Origin of the sequence: Paenibacillus sp. FSL R7-0163 (genome assembly GCF_037969975.1) — a bacterium.
In the GTDB taxonomy this organism is placed as follows: domain Bacteria; phylum Bacillota; class Bacilli; order Paenibacillales; family Paenibacillaceae; genus Paenibacillus_AQ; species Paenibacillus_AQ odorifer.
On record NZ_CP150224.1, the window covers coordinates 3882335 to 3897639 of the forward strand.

General features: G+C 43.0%; 12 protein-coding genes and 1 pseudogene. 2 read left to right on the forward strand and 11 right to left on the reverse strand.

Going from position 1 to position 15305, the window contains the following annotated elements:
* Nucleotides 1-55 precede the first annotated feature (55 nt).
* From NST45_RS17360 to NST45_RS17380, 5 genes are all read right to left on the reverse strand, one after another.
* Complete coding sequence (locus NST45_RS17360) at nucleotides 56-1993, reverse strand: FAD-dependent oxidoreductase (RefSeq protein ID WP_339823319.1); 1938 nt, start codon at nucleotides 1991-1993, stop codon at nucleotides 56-58.
* 199 nt (nucleotides 1994-2192) lie between these two features.
* On the reverse strand, nucleotides 2193-3002 hold the full coding sequence (locus NST45_RS17365) for a MerR family transcriptional regulator (RefSeq protein WP_076107506.1): 810 nt from the start codon (nucleotides 3000-3002) through the stop codon (nucleotides 2193-2195).
* Between the two features lie 108 nt (nucleotides 3003-3110).
* Nucleotides 3111-4154 (reverse strand): YeiH family protein, encoded by a 1044-nt coding sequence (locus tag NST45_RS17370; protein WP_339823321.1) that lies wholly within the window; start codon nucleotides 4152-4154, stop codon nucleotides 3111-3113.
* A 219-nt stretch (nucleotides 4155-4373) separates the two neighbouring features.
* A complete protein-coding gene (locus NST45_RS17375; RefSeq protein WP_339823324.1) occupies nucleotides 4374-6353 on the reverse strand; it encodes an ATP-dependent DNA helicase in 1980 nt (659 codons plus the stop codon).
* 97 nt (nucleotides 6354-6450) lie between these two features.
* On the reverse strand, nucleotides 6451-7302 hold the full coding sequence (locus NST45_RS17380; RefSeq protein ID WP_339211738.1) for an SDR family NAD(P)-dependent oxidoreductase: 852 nt from the start codon (nucleotides 7300-7302) through the stop codon (nucleotides 6451-6453).
* 176 nt (nucleotides 7303-7478) lie between these two features.
* On the opposite strand from NST45_RS17380, the gene NST45_RS17385 reads away from it, so the two are divergent.
* Nucleotides 7479-7943 (forward strand): MerR family transcriptional regulator, encoded by a 465-nt coding sequence (locus NST45_RS17385; protein ID WP_038569741.1) that lies wholly within the window; start codon nucleotides 7479-7481, stop codon nucleotides 7941-7943.
* Nucleotides 7944-7961: 18 nt separating this feature from the next.
* Nucleotides 7962-8504: pseudogene (locus tag NST45_RS17390) on the forward strand (NADP-dependent oxidoreductase).
* Between the two features lie 89 nt (nucleotides 8505-8593).
* Here NST45_RS17390 and NST45_RS17395 read toward each other — a convergent pair.
* The 6 genes from NST45_RS17395 to NST45_RS17420 all read right to left on the reverse strand — a co-directional run bounded on the left by NST45_RS17395 (nucleotide 8594) and on the right by NST45_RS17420 (nucleotide 15262).
* Complete coding sequence (locus tag NST45_RS17395; RefSeq protein WP_036679262.1) at nucleotides 8594-9550, reverse strand: pectinesterase family protein; 957 nt, start codon at nucleotides 9548-9550, stop codon at nucleotides 8594-8596.
* Between the two features lie 39 nt (nucleotides 9551-9589).
* Nucleotides 9590-10951: a glycoside hydrolase family 28 protein gene (locus tag NST45_RS17400; protein WP_036679261.1), complete on the reverse strand. Its 1362-nt coding sequence runs from the start codon at nucleotides 10949-10951 to the stop codon at nucleotides 9590-9592.
* Between the two features lie 22 nt (nucleotides 10952-10973).
* The gene (locus NST45_RS17405; RefSeq protein ID WP_076098492.1) at nucleotides 10974-12095 is read right to left on the reverse strand and encodes a glycoside hydrolase family 88 protein; all 1122 of its coding nucleotides are present in this window, start codon (nucleotides 12093-12095) and stop codon (nucleotides 10974-10976) included.
* Between the two features lie 151 nt (nucleotides 12096-12246).
* Complete coding sequence (locus NST45_RS17410; protein WP_036679257.1) at nucleotides 12247-13350, reverse strand: glycoside hydrolase family 88 protein; 1104 nt, start codon at nucleotides 13348-13350, stop codon at nucleotides 12247-12249.
* A gap of 40 nt (nucleotides 13351-13390) precedes the next feature.
* Nucleotides 13391-14266 (reverse strand): carbohydrate ABC transporter permease, encoded by an 876-nt coding sequence (locus NST45_RS17415; RefSeq protein ID WP_076107520.1) that lies wholly within the window; start codon nucleotides 14264-14266, stop codon nucleotides 13391-13393.
* Nucleotides 14267-14287: 21 nt separating this feature from the next.
* Nucleotides 14288-15262, reverse strand: coding sequence for a sugar ABC transporter permease (locus NST45_RS17420; protein ID WP_036679252.1), 975 nt, complete (start codon nucleotides 15260-15262; stop codon nucleotides 14288-14290).
* Nucleotides 15263-15305 lie beyond the last annotated feature (43 nt).

The following is a 15305-nucleotide window of genomic DNA, read 5'->3' on the forward strand; positions in this document are numbered from 1 at the left end:
GAGTTGTCTACTCTGCGGCTTTAAAAAGTTTGAATTATTTTCCGGGAAATTGTCGTTAATTAGCTTTCAAAGCACTGTTTGCCGCGCTCTCTCCACCTAGACGACCTGAGGTAAAGGAATAACCAATTCCAACCCCATTGCCAACATAGGTATCGTTGAATAATACGCCTTCCGATTCAAGCCCTACAGCAAACAATCCTTTTACTGGTGTACGTTTATCATTTAGCACTTGGAACTTAGTGTTTACCAGCAAGCCACCTACAGAACCCAAGTTGTTGATTTCAGCGACGATGGCATAATATGGTCCTTCTTCGCCCATTGGCTCTAAATAATCAGCAGCTTTACCAAATTCAGTATCCACACCAGTTTTTGTAGCTTCTTTATAACTATTGGAATTTTCTACAAACACATCTACATCCATACCTGCATTTGTTGCTAATTCTTCGATTGTATTTCCTTTGAAGCCATCTCCGTTTTCTACCATAGAATCAAAGACCTTTTCTGCATTTACCCATGGATTCTCTAACGTGAATTGATCTGCAAATTCGGCATAAAATTCTGGTGGCATTCCTGGCAGGCTTGGTGCGTTAACACCTTTCATCCCCTTGGACTGAAGAGCAGCCAATTGTGATTTTGATACGATAACCATATGATAAGCACCATTAAATGCACTCGTATTAGCTGCTGCGACCGATGTTAATGTAGCTGCTTCATCTCTGAAACGTGCTCCGGAAGAACCGACATTCATGAAGTTAGGCAGATATGTCAACATCAGCGGATAACTTGCTTCAAAAGGCTCATATTGTGCTTTTAGTCCTTGTGTTGCTCTGGCTAATGTTTGGTGCAGCATCTGTCCACCGAAGTTATCAGGAACCTTGGCCCCTGCTTCCCAAGCCATCTTCAGACCTTCCCCAACGTTCTGACCTAGTCCTCCGTTAACCCCTTCAAAGCCAAAAGCTTCTTTAACCATTTCCGAATTTGCGGCATAACCGCCTGTTGCCATTACGACACTTTTTGCTGTGATTTCAAGAGTAGTCCCGTCTGATTTCTCAGCCACAATACCTGTAACTTCTCCTGCTTCATTGGTAATCAGCTTTTTTGCAGTGGTTTCAGTGATCACTTGTCCACCCTTTTGTTCAACCGATTCAGCCAACATTTTCCGAAGGGTCTCTTCACGGGTTTCATAAGCTGGCAGTACATGCAGCTGCTCTCCGAAGAAGTTTAGGAAGCTGGTTTTATACCCTTTTTCTGCTAACCAATCATAAGTTTCACCGGATTTCGTTACGTATTGTCTAATCGCTGCAGCGTCAACTCTCCAGTGATTGTTGACAATCCAATCGGCAATTTCTTTTTCCACATTTACTTTAAGATTATTGTCAGTAGCTGCGGAAGAATTGTAGAACTTACCAGCCCAGGATAGATTACTTGCTCCCCCGATAACTCCTGTTTTTTCGATAATAATAACCTTGGCACCTTTATCAGCAGCGGTTACCGCTGCGGACACACCAGATGCACCGGCGCCTACTACCACTACGTCTGATTCAAGCTTTTCCGTTTTACCTTCACCCGCTTTTTGCACGCCACCGGCTTTGAGGACTTCCAGATTTCCTCCACCTTTGGTTACGGCATCTTCAACTGCAGCGAGCATTGCTTCACTGGAAAGACTCGCACCACTAACAGCATCTACTGCCAAGGTTTGTCCCTCCAGAATTTGATCTTTTATTTTTTCAAGTGCACTATCGCCTAGACCACCCGTTTCTGACTGGCTTACGATCTTGATATCTTTAATTTTATCTGGCTCATCCATAGTGACTTCTACTTTAATCACGCCTTCTTTGCCTTCCGCTTCCCCAGCGAATGTACCGGCTTTAAAAGATGATGATGACGAATTTGCCGACTCCCCATTTCCTTTGCATCCGCTCAGCATGGAAACGATCAGCACCATACAAAAAGTTAACATGAGCATTTTCTTGGTGAAATTTCTGTTGCGCATTCTCTTCTCCCCCAGTATCTAATATCTTATAGCTCGCCAAGAACGTGATATTTTTCACATTCATATCTATACATATCTACCGAACGTTGCCAAGCTATATACCGAAGTATAAACATTGGTGCAGCACCAAGGTCAATGTCCAATTCTTGTCCAAAAAGAAAAACACCCGCTCTCAGAGCAGGTGTTTATAAAAATACACTTATACAATTGGGATATTCACTTCCAAATACGAGCGGTTATTGCCTTCTATTTTTTCAGTAAGCATTAATTTACCCACCACATCACCCGCTATAGTATATCCATTTGCTTCGATGTAATCTATCATAAACTGCAAGGATTTCTTCGTGATATAATGTCCATCCGTAGATAACATGATAGCAGAGATACAGGTACTCGGGCTAATGTACTCTACATATTCATCGATATCCATCGCAAATTTCTGCACTTCCTCCTCTGGTAAGGTAAGCCCCCAGCTATAGTCAAAGTTATTATCACCGGATAACACCCCCGCGTCCTCAATCTTAAAAGAATAAAACGCATAAGGAAGCCTATCCATCCAAGTGTTGACGAGGCTTTTTACGATATCATTTTTTAATAATGCATTTTTATCCGTTTGCTTAAGCCTGTACATGCCTGGCAGCTGTTTAAGTTTACATATATATAATGAGGACTCTATTTCCTTAAGCTCTTTATGAATTTCATTCATCTTGTTTAGCAGCATCGTCTTTTGCTTAATCTCTTCTTCTAAACTCTGCTGAGACTGCTGCATCATTCCCATAACTTGCTCAATAGAGGACTCCTTCATCAAAAGTGCCACTTCGGGCAATGGAATTTCCATACTGCGATACCATCTGCTCATTAACAGATCCCTTGCATCTAAATCATTAAAATATCTATAATTATTGCTGTTATCTTTTGTAGGCCTAACAATATCATGTTTCTCGTATAATCTCAGCGTATCCGCAGTTACCCCGAGAATGGAAGCAAATTCACCTATGCAATACTTCACCTGAAGTCCCTCCATTCATTATGCATACCCTACCACACTAAATGATAAAGAGAAAGACGCTGTTGGGATATGAAGTAACTCATTTCATACTCAGGGTGTACATGCTAACTACGCTAGTGCAAGTATGTGAACTAACATAAATCCAACTAGAGATAACATGACCGAGCCTATAAGTCCCGCTGCAAAAGACTTCATTCCAAGCCGTCTAAATGCCGCCAAATCAACGTTTAACCCAAGCCCTGCCATCGCCATAGCGATTAACATATAAGCAATCGTAACGATTCCATTGGCTACTGATGCGGAGACGATCCCTAACGAATTCACACCACTGACGACTAGAAATCCTAGAATAAACCAAGGGATTGGAATGCTTTTCCACGAAGCTTTAGCCGCTCCACCTTGCACTTTTCTTTCTTCACGATTGGACCAAATCCCAATTAAAATAGCCACTGGCACAAGTAAGGCCACCCGGGTCAATTTAACGATGACCGCCATATCAACGGCAGCATTTCCACCAGCATCCGCAGCTGCGATAACGTGAGCAATTTCATGTAAAGTCGCTCCTGAGAATACCCCATAACCTAAATCTGATAAGCCGAGATAAGGATATAGAAATGTGTACAGCAGTGTAAATATTGTACCTAATATAGCTACTATAGCTGCACCAATGGCAGTTTCGTCATCTTTGGCTTTTATCTGTGGAGCGATGGCAACCACCGCTGCCGCACCGCAAATCGCAGTTCCGCAGGCAGTTAAGATACTGAGGCGCTTATCTACTTTGAACAGTCGAGCCAGTCCGTATACAACGGAGATCGCAAATATAATGACGATGACTGCCAAAAGAAATACCCGGGGTCCTGCAGCAACGATATCCATTAGATTAAGCCGCATACCGAGCAGGATAATCCCTAGACGAAGCAGTTTTTTACTGGAAAAATCGGTGCCATGTGTGATGTTATTTGGCACTCCTATCGTAGCTCGCCAAATAATCCCGATTAAGATGGCAATGACCAATTGCCCCATAATAGATAGGAATGGAAAACCCGCTAAAAATTTCGCCAATAATGCGATAACTAAGGTTAGCCCTATCCCTAATGCAAACCCAACCTTTTTGTTGTGATCTGGTTGATACAAACCTTCTGATTGACCCATGTCGTATACACTCCTTGATGAATCTCTAGATGATGCTGTATAAATACATCCCATGACTCAACAATAATACGACAGCGCTCGGAAGTTAAATACCAATATCCTATCCGTAAGATTAGGAATACTTATGCTTAATTTTAGACAAAAAAAGCTCCTTCGAGTGAAACATAAATGCCGTAGCATCTGCCTCACCAAAGGAGCAATTATAATCGTTAGTGATATTTAAGCTTCCAGCTTCTGTAGTCGAGTCCCTTTTGGAAGTACAGAAGTTATATATTCGTATACCGGATGTTGCCCTTCCTCTTCCGCAAGTACAGTTACAATTCCTTGATCTGTACCGGTTCGAATCAGCCGCCCCATCCCTTGTTTGAGTCTTAACAGCATGTAAGGCAAATCCACATCTTCAAAAGGAGTGGAGGTTTCCGCCCTCTTTGCCATAAACACTGGATCAAGCGGAGGATACGGCAGCGACCATATGATCACATTGGATAATGAAGGTCCAGGGATGTCCAGCCCTTCCCATAAGGTGACCGCACATAACACGCTATGCTCATCCCGTTGGAATGCCGAAATCAAATAGCTGATTTCTTGATCCCCTTCATATAAAAATGAATATGAACTGCTTTCCGGTCGTAATGAGTTAAGCTGCTTGAACTGCAGAAGCTCTTCACGAGTACGGAACAGTAGCAGTGCTCTACCTTCAGTCCGCTGAATAAGCTTCAGGGAAATTTCCATTTTCTCAGCAAAATCCCCACTCTGAAGCTCTGGCACATAGACATTCATCTGGTGCTCATAGTCATAAGGTGAGTCTACAGAGAAGGATAAAAAATCTTGTATCCCAAGACTGTCCTTCAAGTATTGGAATGATTTATCCACAGACAATGTAGCCGATGAGAATACAATTGGCATTTTTTGCGTGAACAGGCTGTCTTGAAGTACCTCTTTGACATTTCGTGGCATGACCGACAGCGTTAGACCATCGCTTTCTTCTGTCGCCCAGCAGATTAGAGCTCCCGAATCCTCAAACAATCGCAAAGCGATCTCTATGGTCTCCAAACGTTCCTCCACAATTCGCAGTTGGTATTCATCAATCGTGTAGAGTCCGCTTTCGAATACTAATTCTTCTTCGATAGCAGCAATTACACTCCGCATCCGGTGTACCTCACGAATCAATGAAGCATTCAGCTCAATGCTTTTCCGATCTGATCCAGGTATGTTTCGGCATTGACGGCGAATCGCTTTGAACATTTGCTCACTTTGCATGATCGCTTCATCAATCAGAACGGCCAGCGTTTCACGGATTTCATTCTGTAGCAGGCGAGAAATCAATTCTTCAAAGACGACATGCTTCATCTTATAGCCAAGCGCCTTCATGGCCGCTGATTCTAATAAATGTCCTTCATCGAATACAACCGCACAGTGATCCGGAAGCAAAGGGATTTGCCCTTCCCGCTTACGCGCTTCATAGGTCCAAATATGCTCCATGTAATAATCGTGGGAACAAATGATCAGATCGCTTGATTTCCGGTAATGATCACGGGACAAGGTCTGCCCGCAGCGGTGACGCATATCGCAAGTAAAGCAGTCCTGAAACGTATCCCAGTTAATCTTATTCCATTGTTCGTCATTCAGATCAGGGTAATCTCTGCGGTCTCCATAAGCATGGAATTGCTGCATCGGTGCATGTGAATGTACAAAATCAGGTAATGTACTGTACAAGCTCTCCAGTGGTAAGCTTTCATCATCATGGTTCCGAGCCTGATCCAGCTTTTTCAGACACATATATTTATCCGGAGATTTCGCTAGTCTGGCATCAATATTCATGTTCAGATGCTTCGCAAGCTTGGCGATATCGCCTTCCGGTTTCACAAGCTGCTCAATCAAGGACTCGTCCGCACATGCAATAATCGCAGGTTTGCCGATATAACGCGCATAACAAATGCTATACAACAAATACACTAATGTCTTGCCTGTTCCGACCCCTGCCTCAGCAAAAATCGTCTTTTTCTCGGCAAAAGCTCGCTCTACCTGAAAGGCCATATATATCTGTTCATCACGTACTTCAAATCCAGCCTCAGGAAGAATTTCATAGAATACATCTCCGACCCATTCCCCTACTTGCTCCATAAAAGGTTTGGTCCGATCATATTCAAAAGGATACTGTTTCGCCAACAAGCCTACCTCCAATATTTGATCAGGCATCTCTACCATGCCATGAAAAATAGAATCAACGGAAAAACTCTATTATCTCATACGTTTGGAGGAATTACAAAAAAAAATTAGAGATCTAAAGATCAGATTAACAACGAAGATACTCATTTTCGTAGATATTATTAATCTTTTCCAAAACATTCCGGGCTTGATCCTTAAATTTCAAATCCGCAACCTGGCCTTTCCGAAGAAATATACCTGTCTCTTCACGGTGTTCTCCCAGAGCACCCTCATACAATTGGCCGGCGCCGTGGGTTGGCGGAGAGAAAAACAGCTTCATCAACGGTTTAACTATAAGAGGCAGTCCAGAATTTTTCCCTTTTCGCAATGTGTTATTGCTACCCGGATCAACACTGCGAATCATGATGCCCTCGTTAGCAAGTTGCGGCGCGGCGGCCTGTGTCCATAACGATAATGCCAGCTTTGAGGTGGCGTAAGGACCAAGCAGCTTGCGGAAGGTTGTGGGATGCTCCAAGATTTCTATCGTAAACTCTTTCGTATAATTAAGCGCTGAGGATGAGGTGTTGATCACCGTTTTTAAGCGTCCTTTTTGTAGGATATCCTTCAATTCCATTAAAATAATATACGGAACAACGGTCATCAATTCATAGTGCTTTTCGCGCCCCTGTGTCGAATAGCTTAGTTCGGGGAAGCTCCCGCCGGCATTGTTGAACAAAATATCGATTCGCTGCTCTTTGCCTTTGATCTCTTCCAGCGTCCCTCTCAAGCTAGCAAAATCCGCGTGATCGGTTGTTTTATAAATACGAAGCCAGCCGTTTTTGATGGCTTTTTGGATGTTCACATCGTCGGCGGGAAAATCGGAACGGTTCAAAGCAATCACCTGCCAATCCTCCGCTAGCAGTTTTCGAGTTAATTCCAATCCAATCCCGGCGTTAGCGCCTGTAATCAATGCGATATTTTCACGTTGCTGTGTGCTCATTGTAAATCTCCTCCTGAATTCGGGATATCTTCCTCTTATAACGCACATTTTATTAATTGGAGTCGACTCCAAGTCAAGGCGTAATAAAAAGATTTTGTCCCAGAGATAAGGTCTTGACTTGGAGTCAGCTCCAAGTTGTATAATGCACACACAAAGCAATCTCCAGGAGGTACAGTATGAAGGCAGAGCAAACGTTTACGATAAAAGAAACCGCCGTGCAAACCGGAATATCCGAGGATACGATCCGCTATTACGAAAAGATCGCGCTGCTTCCCCGGGCGGACCGGAAGGACAACGGGCATCGCGTTTACCGGCAGGAAGACATAGATACAATCCGGCTGCTATCCTGCCTCAAAAAAACAGGTATGCCCTTGCAGGATATGCAGCCATTTTTGGCGGTCTCCGCCGACGCTGATCCCGCGGATTATCCTGAACTGGTGGAGCATTTAAGGAACCATCGAGAAAACATCGTCAGCCAAATCTCGTCGCTGCAGCAGGTTGTCGATTTTATTGATATCAAGCTGGAACAAGGGAAATATCGCCGAGACTGCTCAGATAAAAGCGAAGACCGATCGGAACCAAAAACCATCTCCCCCGTTGAGATGAGTTATTTTTCTGGAACAGCAAAAATGAATAATTAATGAGTTGGAGGTTTTAGGATGAAAGCAATGATCATAAAAAAATACGGGAATTCCCCTCTTCAGCTAGCCGACATCCCAACACCCGCAGTGGGTGATTATGATGTATTGGCAGAGATCCATGCAGCAAGTATTAATCCTATCGATTTCAAAGTGCGGGATGGCAAAGTTCGTACGCTGTTGAAATACGATATGCCCCTAGTTTTAGGAAATGATTTTTCAGGGATTGTCATCCAAGTAGGAAAGAATGTTAAAAAAATCAAGATAGATGATGGCAAAAGGTATTGATTCAAGCGGGAGCGGGCGGTGTTGGCACTTTTGCTATCCAACTTGCCTAAGCGATGGGGATATACGTGGCTACTACTACAAGCGATGCTGGAGCAGAATTGGTCAAGTCACTTGGAGCCGATCAAATTATCAATTATAAAACCGAAGCATTTGATAAGGTCCGGACAAATAAAACCTGTTATTGATCAAGTGTTTCCTTCTGTAGAGGCGCAGAAAGCGATGGAGTATTCCGAATCGGGCAGAGCTAAAGGAAAGATCATATTAAAAATAAAGTGATACAACACATAAATAAAACGGCAGTCTAAGACTTTATGCTTCTCGTCTAGACTACCGTTTTTTATTTGTGTACTCGTTAATTAAATTATCTATTTCCAAAAATCCGTGCCAGCAAAAACAAACTCTTTATCCAACGTCTCGTCCCCATCTTCAAAGCAATCTGCCCAAGAAACACGTTGCTTACTCAGGAGAATTGCATCCTTCACGCCATATTCCTGATAACAAACGGTTTGTTCATTAGCGGTGTTGTTCCAGTTATCCCAGCCAAGTGGATGAATATGTGCACCCAGCTGACAATCTACAAATACGGTTTTAGCATACTCACGCCATGGACGGCCCAGAAACACCGGAGCAATATCAGGAGCCGCTGTTAAAAAGCAATTTTTAAAAATATAACCATACGATTGTCCCACGGGTGTGGAGGCTGCCGTAATATAACCTGCTTGATTCTCACTATGACGCAAGCTGCGAATTTCACATCTGTCAAAATAAGCCGTAGCCCCACCAAATATAAAGTCCACTGTTCCCTCTATATAGCAATGCTGATACAACTGCCGATATTGGGCATGGTGCTTTCTCAGTGGTATACCTCCAAACGTAGATCGCTCTTTGGGTGCAGGTGGCAAAGGTCCCGTGAACAACGTGTCCTGATACCCTTTTAAAGTACAATTTCTGAATACGGTTTGATCACAATTAGCATACACGGCTACCGCCTGCCCGATATTTTCACCCTGCCCTGCATTATTGGTAATCACCAGATTCTCCAAGATCAGGTGGCTGCCGCCCAGAAATAACGTTGGTGTAGAGAATGTATTGATTTCTTCGCCCGCTTCATCACGCTCTTTCGCGTAACGATTCATAACAATCTCCACGTAGCCAATCCCTATGATCGTAAGATTAGAACGATAAATCCGCACTGCCTCTTTATAGACCCCTGACAAAATATAAAGCGTATCCGCTTGACCGGATGGCCCCTGCTCTAGTGAATCTATCGCCTCTTGAATCGTGTGATAAGCGCAAAAGGATTCTTTTCCTACAACAAGCATAGTGGATTCTTTTCCTTTCAATAAATTGATGACTCTCTCTTATGGACAGACATTCTGTTCTTCAGGTGACACTGTAGCTTGTTCTACTAATTTTTCCGGCTTCTTCGTGTTTTTTGATCGACAATTTATGATCTCTACAGCTTCTCCATTTTCAATGTAAAAAGCAGGCCCTTCATGGTTCTCAATCGTCACCTGATGAAATTGAACATCTCTTGCATTCCCGAGGAAAAACCCGCGATTATTCATGTTTTCGATCCCTGTCATCATGTCTGGATGGCCGGGAATTGCATTCGTCGCCATGGAGATGTCCACATTGGTAAACGTAATCTCGGATACATACTGCTCCGCAAGCCCGTATAAGAAACCCGCTGCGGCATGAACATTACGTGCGGTAATATTGGCAAAATGAATGCGTCTAAAACACGGCGTTTCCTCTGTAACCGGATAAGGATTTTTATCCCACACATATTTTTCTTTTCCGCGTGGTCCACAGAAATAATATAGATTTAGAGTAAACGGACAAATAACGTCCTCCATTACAATATTGCTGATCCGAATATCTTCAATCGTTCCCCCGCGTCCCCGTCTTGATTTCATCCGGATTCCACGATCGGTTTGTTTAAACACACAATTACTAATCGTGACATTACGAATATCTCCACTCATTTCACTACCGAGTACGACACCCCCGTGTCCATGTACCATAGTGCAGTTGGTGATCGTAATATTCTCACAAGGAACTCGTTCTTTGGTATCCTCAGTTCCTGCCTTGATCGCTATGCAGTCATCACCGACATCAATATTGCAATTGCTAATTCGCACATTGGTGCAAGACTCTGGATTAATACCATCTGTATTTGGAGAGTCCGCCGGGTTCAGAATGGAAATATTATCAATAGTCACATTGTAACAGCCTATCGGATTAACGGTCCAGCTTGGAGAATTGACCAGCGCGATATCTTTAAGGGTTACCCGCTGACAGCTGTCCAAGCCGATTAGAGTCGGCCGGGGATACTGCAGCTCTTCCCGGCGGTTCCGAAACTTATCCCACCAGAGTTCACCATTTCCGTTAATCATTCCGCTGCCAGTGATCGATACATTAACTAACTCTCTTCCATAAATACAAGGTGAATGAACCTGCTGCTTCACTCCTTCCCATCTGCATTCCACTGCAGGGTAATCCTCCGGGTTCGTACTGAATGAAAGAATGGCACCCGGATTTAAATTCAATTCGATATTGCTTTTCATATGAATTGCACCGGTTAAGAACGTACCAGCCGGCACATAAACGGTTCCTCCACCGGCTTTATTTGCCGCTTCAATTGCACGCGTTATCGCTTCTGTCGCTAACTTTTTACTATTCTTAAGCGCTCCAAAATCCTCAATATTGTAGATCAACATTCATAAGCCTCCCTGTTCTATATCAGATCCAGCCTCTTAATTGTTCGTATTCCACACAGGCCTGAAGGAAAGCACCCACACCTTTTTGGTCGTTAGTGACAATAGGCTCGCTAATGTAATAAGCGAAAGTACCGTCACGTTGGTCCACTCCACCTAATCCTGCTACTTGGCAATTCTTATTTAAATTGACCCATTCTTCTTTGGTTTCTAGTACAAACTCCGAGATAAGTCCTTGTTGAGCCAGATCTAATGTTTCGTACCATCCAGCGTTTAACACGCCTAATCGGATACCTTTAGCCATGGCATACACGATCATACTTGAAGCAGAGGCCTCAAGATAATTTCCTTTGCGTTCCCCTAGATTAATCACTTGATACCAGACCCCGGATTCCTTATCCTGATATTTCTTCACCGCAGTTAAGGTATCATTTAGTATTCGTACCAGCTCTGGATAATCTGAGTGCTCACTAGGCAGCAATTCCAGAACATCAACCAATGCCATGAGATACCAGCCAAGTGAACGGGCCCAAAAGTTAGGCGAAAGTCCTGTTTCAGGGTCGCACCAAGGTTGAATACGCTGTTCATCCCATGCATGATATAGCAGACCTGTTACCGGATCTTTCGTATGCTTCTCACACAAGATAAATTGTTTGGTTACATCCTCAAGTCCCTGCCCTTCTTCAAAAGCTAGCAAGTAGGCTAAATAAAAAGGAGCGCCCATATAAAGTCCATCTAACCAAATCTGATAGGGATATATATTTTTATGCCAAAAAGCACCTTCCGAGGTTCGCGGATGGGTCTCAAGTTGCTTTCTAAGTAGAGCAGCCGCTTTTTTGTATTTTTCCTGCTTCGTTTCTTTATATAGAGTCAATAATAATTTTCCGTTGTTAATATGATCGATGTTATACTCCTCTAGGTGGTAGCCCTTGACACTGCCATCTTCCTGAATAAAGTAGTCCATATTATCTTGAATGAACTGCAGATACTTCGAATCACCGGTCTGCTTCCAAAGCCATTCAAAACCGTTCAATACCACGCCATAATCGTAGGTCCAGCTTCCTTTGTAGCCTTTATCTTCATAAAGCTTCGGTGTCCGCGCCATAATAGAGTCTGCCGTTTGAATTGCCCACTGTGATTTCTTCATCCCAACCCCCAAAATATTTATAAATTTAAGAGCTCAAAAACTATAAATAGGTTCACCCGATTTAAGGATTACTTTGTACATAAAATAATACGACTTGATTCTCTGCAATCTCAGAGAATCAAGTCATTGTTTAGTAAGGATACGGAGCGATTCAGTCTTGGAGCATTGACTGTATTTCAACACAAGCCATCACCAATGCGCCCACACCATGCAGATCATTTTTAACCTTAGGCCGAGTCACGTAACTCTCGTAATCTCCAGCTGAGGTACCGATACAAATGTCCGGCAGAACTAATCGGTTATGCTCATCCCACTGGATTACTTTGGTTAACCCTTCATATCCTTTTTTAGCGGCAGCTGTAGCGATAGTCACATCACTTACAACGCCATGCTTCACGGCTTTGGCAATCGTATAGACGAACAAACATGACCCTGAAGTCTCCAGCCAATTATCTGGCTCATGTCCCTTATCTACGACTTGATACCAAAGTCCACTTTTTTGATCTTGGTAACGAATAAGTGCATCCACAAAATCTCTCAGCGTAGTAGACAGCTCTGTCCGGGCTGAATCATGGGAAGGTAACAGATCCAGAAATTGCGATAAGGCGAGACCATACCATCCTAATGATCGGCTCCAGAACTCCGGTGAACAACCCGTCTCCGGATTCGACCAAGGCATCCGCCGGCTCTCATCCCAGGCATGGTATAACAAACCCGTTGTCTCATCCTTCATATGCTTGCGCATTAACATTTCCTGATGAAGGACCGTTTCACGCAAGCTTGGTTCATCGTAGACATTAGCATATTTCAAGGAGAATACGCCTGCCATATAAAGTCCATCCAACCACATTTGGTTGGCGTACTTATCCTTGTGCCAATACCCGCCCTCAGAGGTTTTATTTAGTGTGAGCAGTAAATTTCTTAGCTTCTCTGCTGCAATACGATACTTAAGTTTGCCTGTCCGTTCATAAAGAGTGAATAGTAGCTGTCCTGCTTGAACCGCATCCAGCTCATCACGTGCAAAATAAAAGTTCCCGTATTCATCCACCAAATCATCTACATATTCCTGAATATAGTTGATATAACGGTCTTCTTGATAAGCATTCCACAAAAGCTCCATGCCACACAGAAATACACCCTGATGATAGTGCCATCGATGCGCGGGGGGAAGCTCTCCCGCCCTGTAAGTATCCATTAGTGAATCGCAAGCTTTTTTTGCCCACTCTATCGGCGTTGTAGGTATCTGTACAGTCATCTCGAAGCTCCTCCCCTAAGTATAGTCTCTCTCTTTCTTGCTAGCCCTTCATAGAACCCAACATGGCACCTTTGGCAAAATGCTTTTGCAGGAACGGATACACACAAACTATTGGTAAGGTAGCTACAACGATAACAGCCATTTTAATTGATTGATCTGGCGGTGGAACAGCAGCATCCAGTGTAGCGCTGTGATCCATACCGCTGGCAAGGACGACAATTTGTCTGAGCAGAACCTGTATTGGCCATTTCGCACTATCATTCAAATACAGAATCGCATTCATGTAGGTATTCCAATACGTTACCGCATAGAACAATCCGATAGTCGCTAACGCAGGTAAGGATAGTGGCAATACAATCCGAAATAATATTCCAAAATCGTTACAACCATCAATTTTGGCCGATTCCTCCAAACCTTCAGGTATATTTTGGAAAAAGTTTCTCAAAATGATCATATTAAAGGCACTAATCGCTGACGGTAGGATCAGTGATGCGTACGTGTCAATTAGTCCTAATTCCTTCACCACGAGGAACGTTGGAATCATCCCACCATGAAAAAGCATGGTGAACACGACCATGAAGTTAACCACTTTACGACCATCCAGATCTTTTCTGGTAAGAGCGTAGGCCATCAAAGAAGTTATAAACAAACTAAAAATAGAACCAATTGCCGTGATACCAATGGAAACACCCATGGCTTTAAATATTGTATTCGTCGAAAAGATGAACTTGTATGCTTCCAGACTCCATACCTTTGGAATCAGTACAAATTTGCTAGAAGCTAGTTCTGCACTCGTTGTGAAAGAGCCTGCTACAACGTGAACAAGGGGAAGCACAGTAATTAAAGCAATGATCGCAAGCAGCGTAAAGTTTATAGCAGAAAAGATTCTACCACTGATTGTTTTATCTTCTACCATTTCGATTCCTCCCACAAAATATCAATAAACGCCTTCTTCTCCCATTTTCTTGGATAATTTATTCACCATCATCACCATTACAAAGCCTACAATCGATTTAAAGAATCCAATAGCTGTACTGTAACTAAACTGCCCTTGTCTCAAACCAGCAGTATATACATACGTATCGATAATTTCCGCAACTTCTCGATTCATGGAGTTAAGTAGCAGATATACATGTTCAAATCCAAGATCAAGAACGGAACCAATTTTCAGAATAAATAATGTAATAATTACGCCTCTAATCGCTGGAAGAGTGATATGCCAGACTTGTCTAAGTCTTCCAGCTCCGTCCATACGCGATGCTTCATAAAGCCCTGGGTCAATCGCAGCTATGGAAGCTAGATAAATAATCGTTCCCCAACCTGCTTCTCTCCAAATCACCTGAATAATATACATGGGCCTGAACCACCCTGGATTAAGCAGGAAATTGATTGGTTCAAAGCCAAAATAGACAAGCAGCTCGTTGATAATCCCTCCATCCATCGTGACCATTACATAAGAAATGGAGACGATGATAACCAATGACAGAAAATGGGGCAAATAGAAGATCGTCTGAAAGGTTCTTTTGAAAAAGCTGCCTTGAAGTTCATTTAACATCAGGGCAAGAATAATCGGCATCGGGAAATAGATAAGAATATTTAATCCGAAAAGAATAAGTGTGTTCACTAATATATTTAAGAAATCCGGCTCTGTGAACAACCTGCTGAAATGCTTCATCCCTACCCAATCACTACCGTTGATCCCTTGATAGGGTTTGTAATCCTGAAATGAGATAATTAATCCGTACATTGGAAGATATTTAAAAATCAGAAAATACAGTACTCCCGGAGTTAGCATGACGTAGAGCCATTTATTTCTCCACAGCCGCTTTTTCAGTTCGCTGCTACTTTTATAAATTTCAGGCTTAGGATTCATTTGAGGAGCTGAGCTGGGCTGTGCGGTGACTTCCTGCATGATATTCTTCCTTTCTCCTTCTTTATTCAAACACGATATTTCT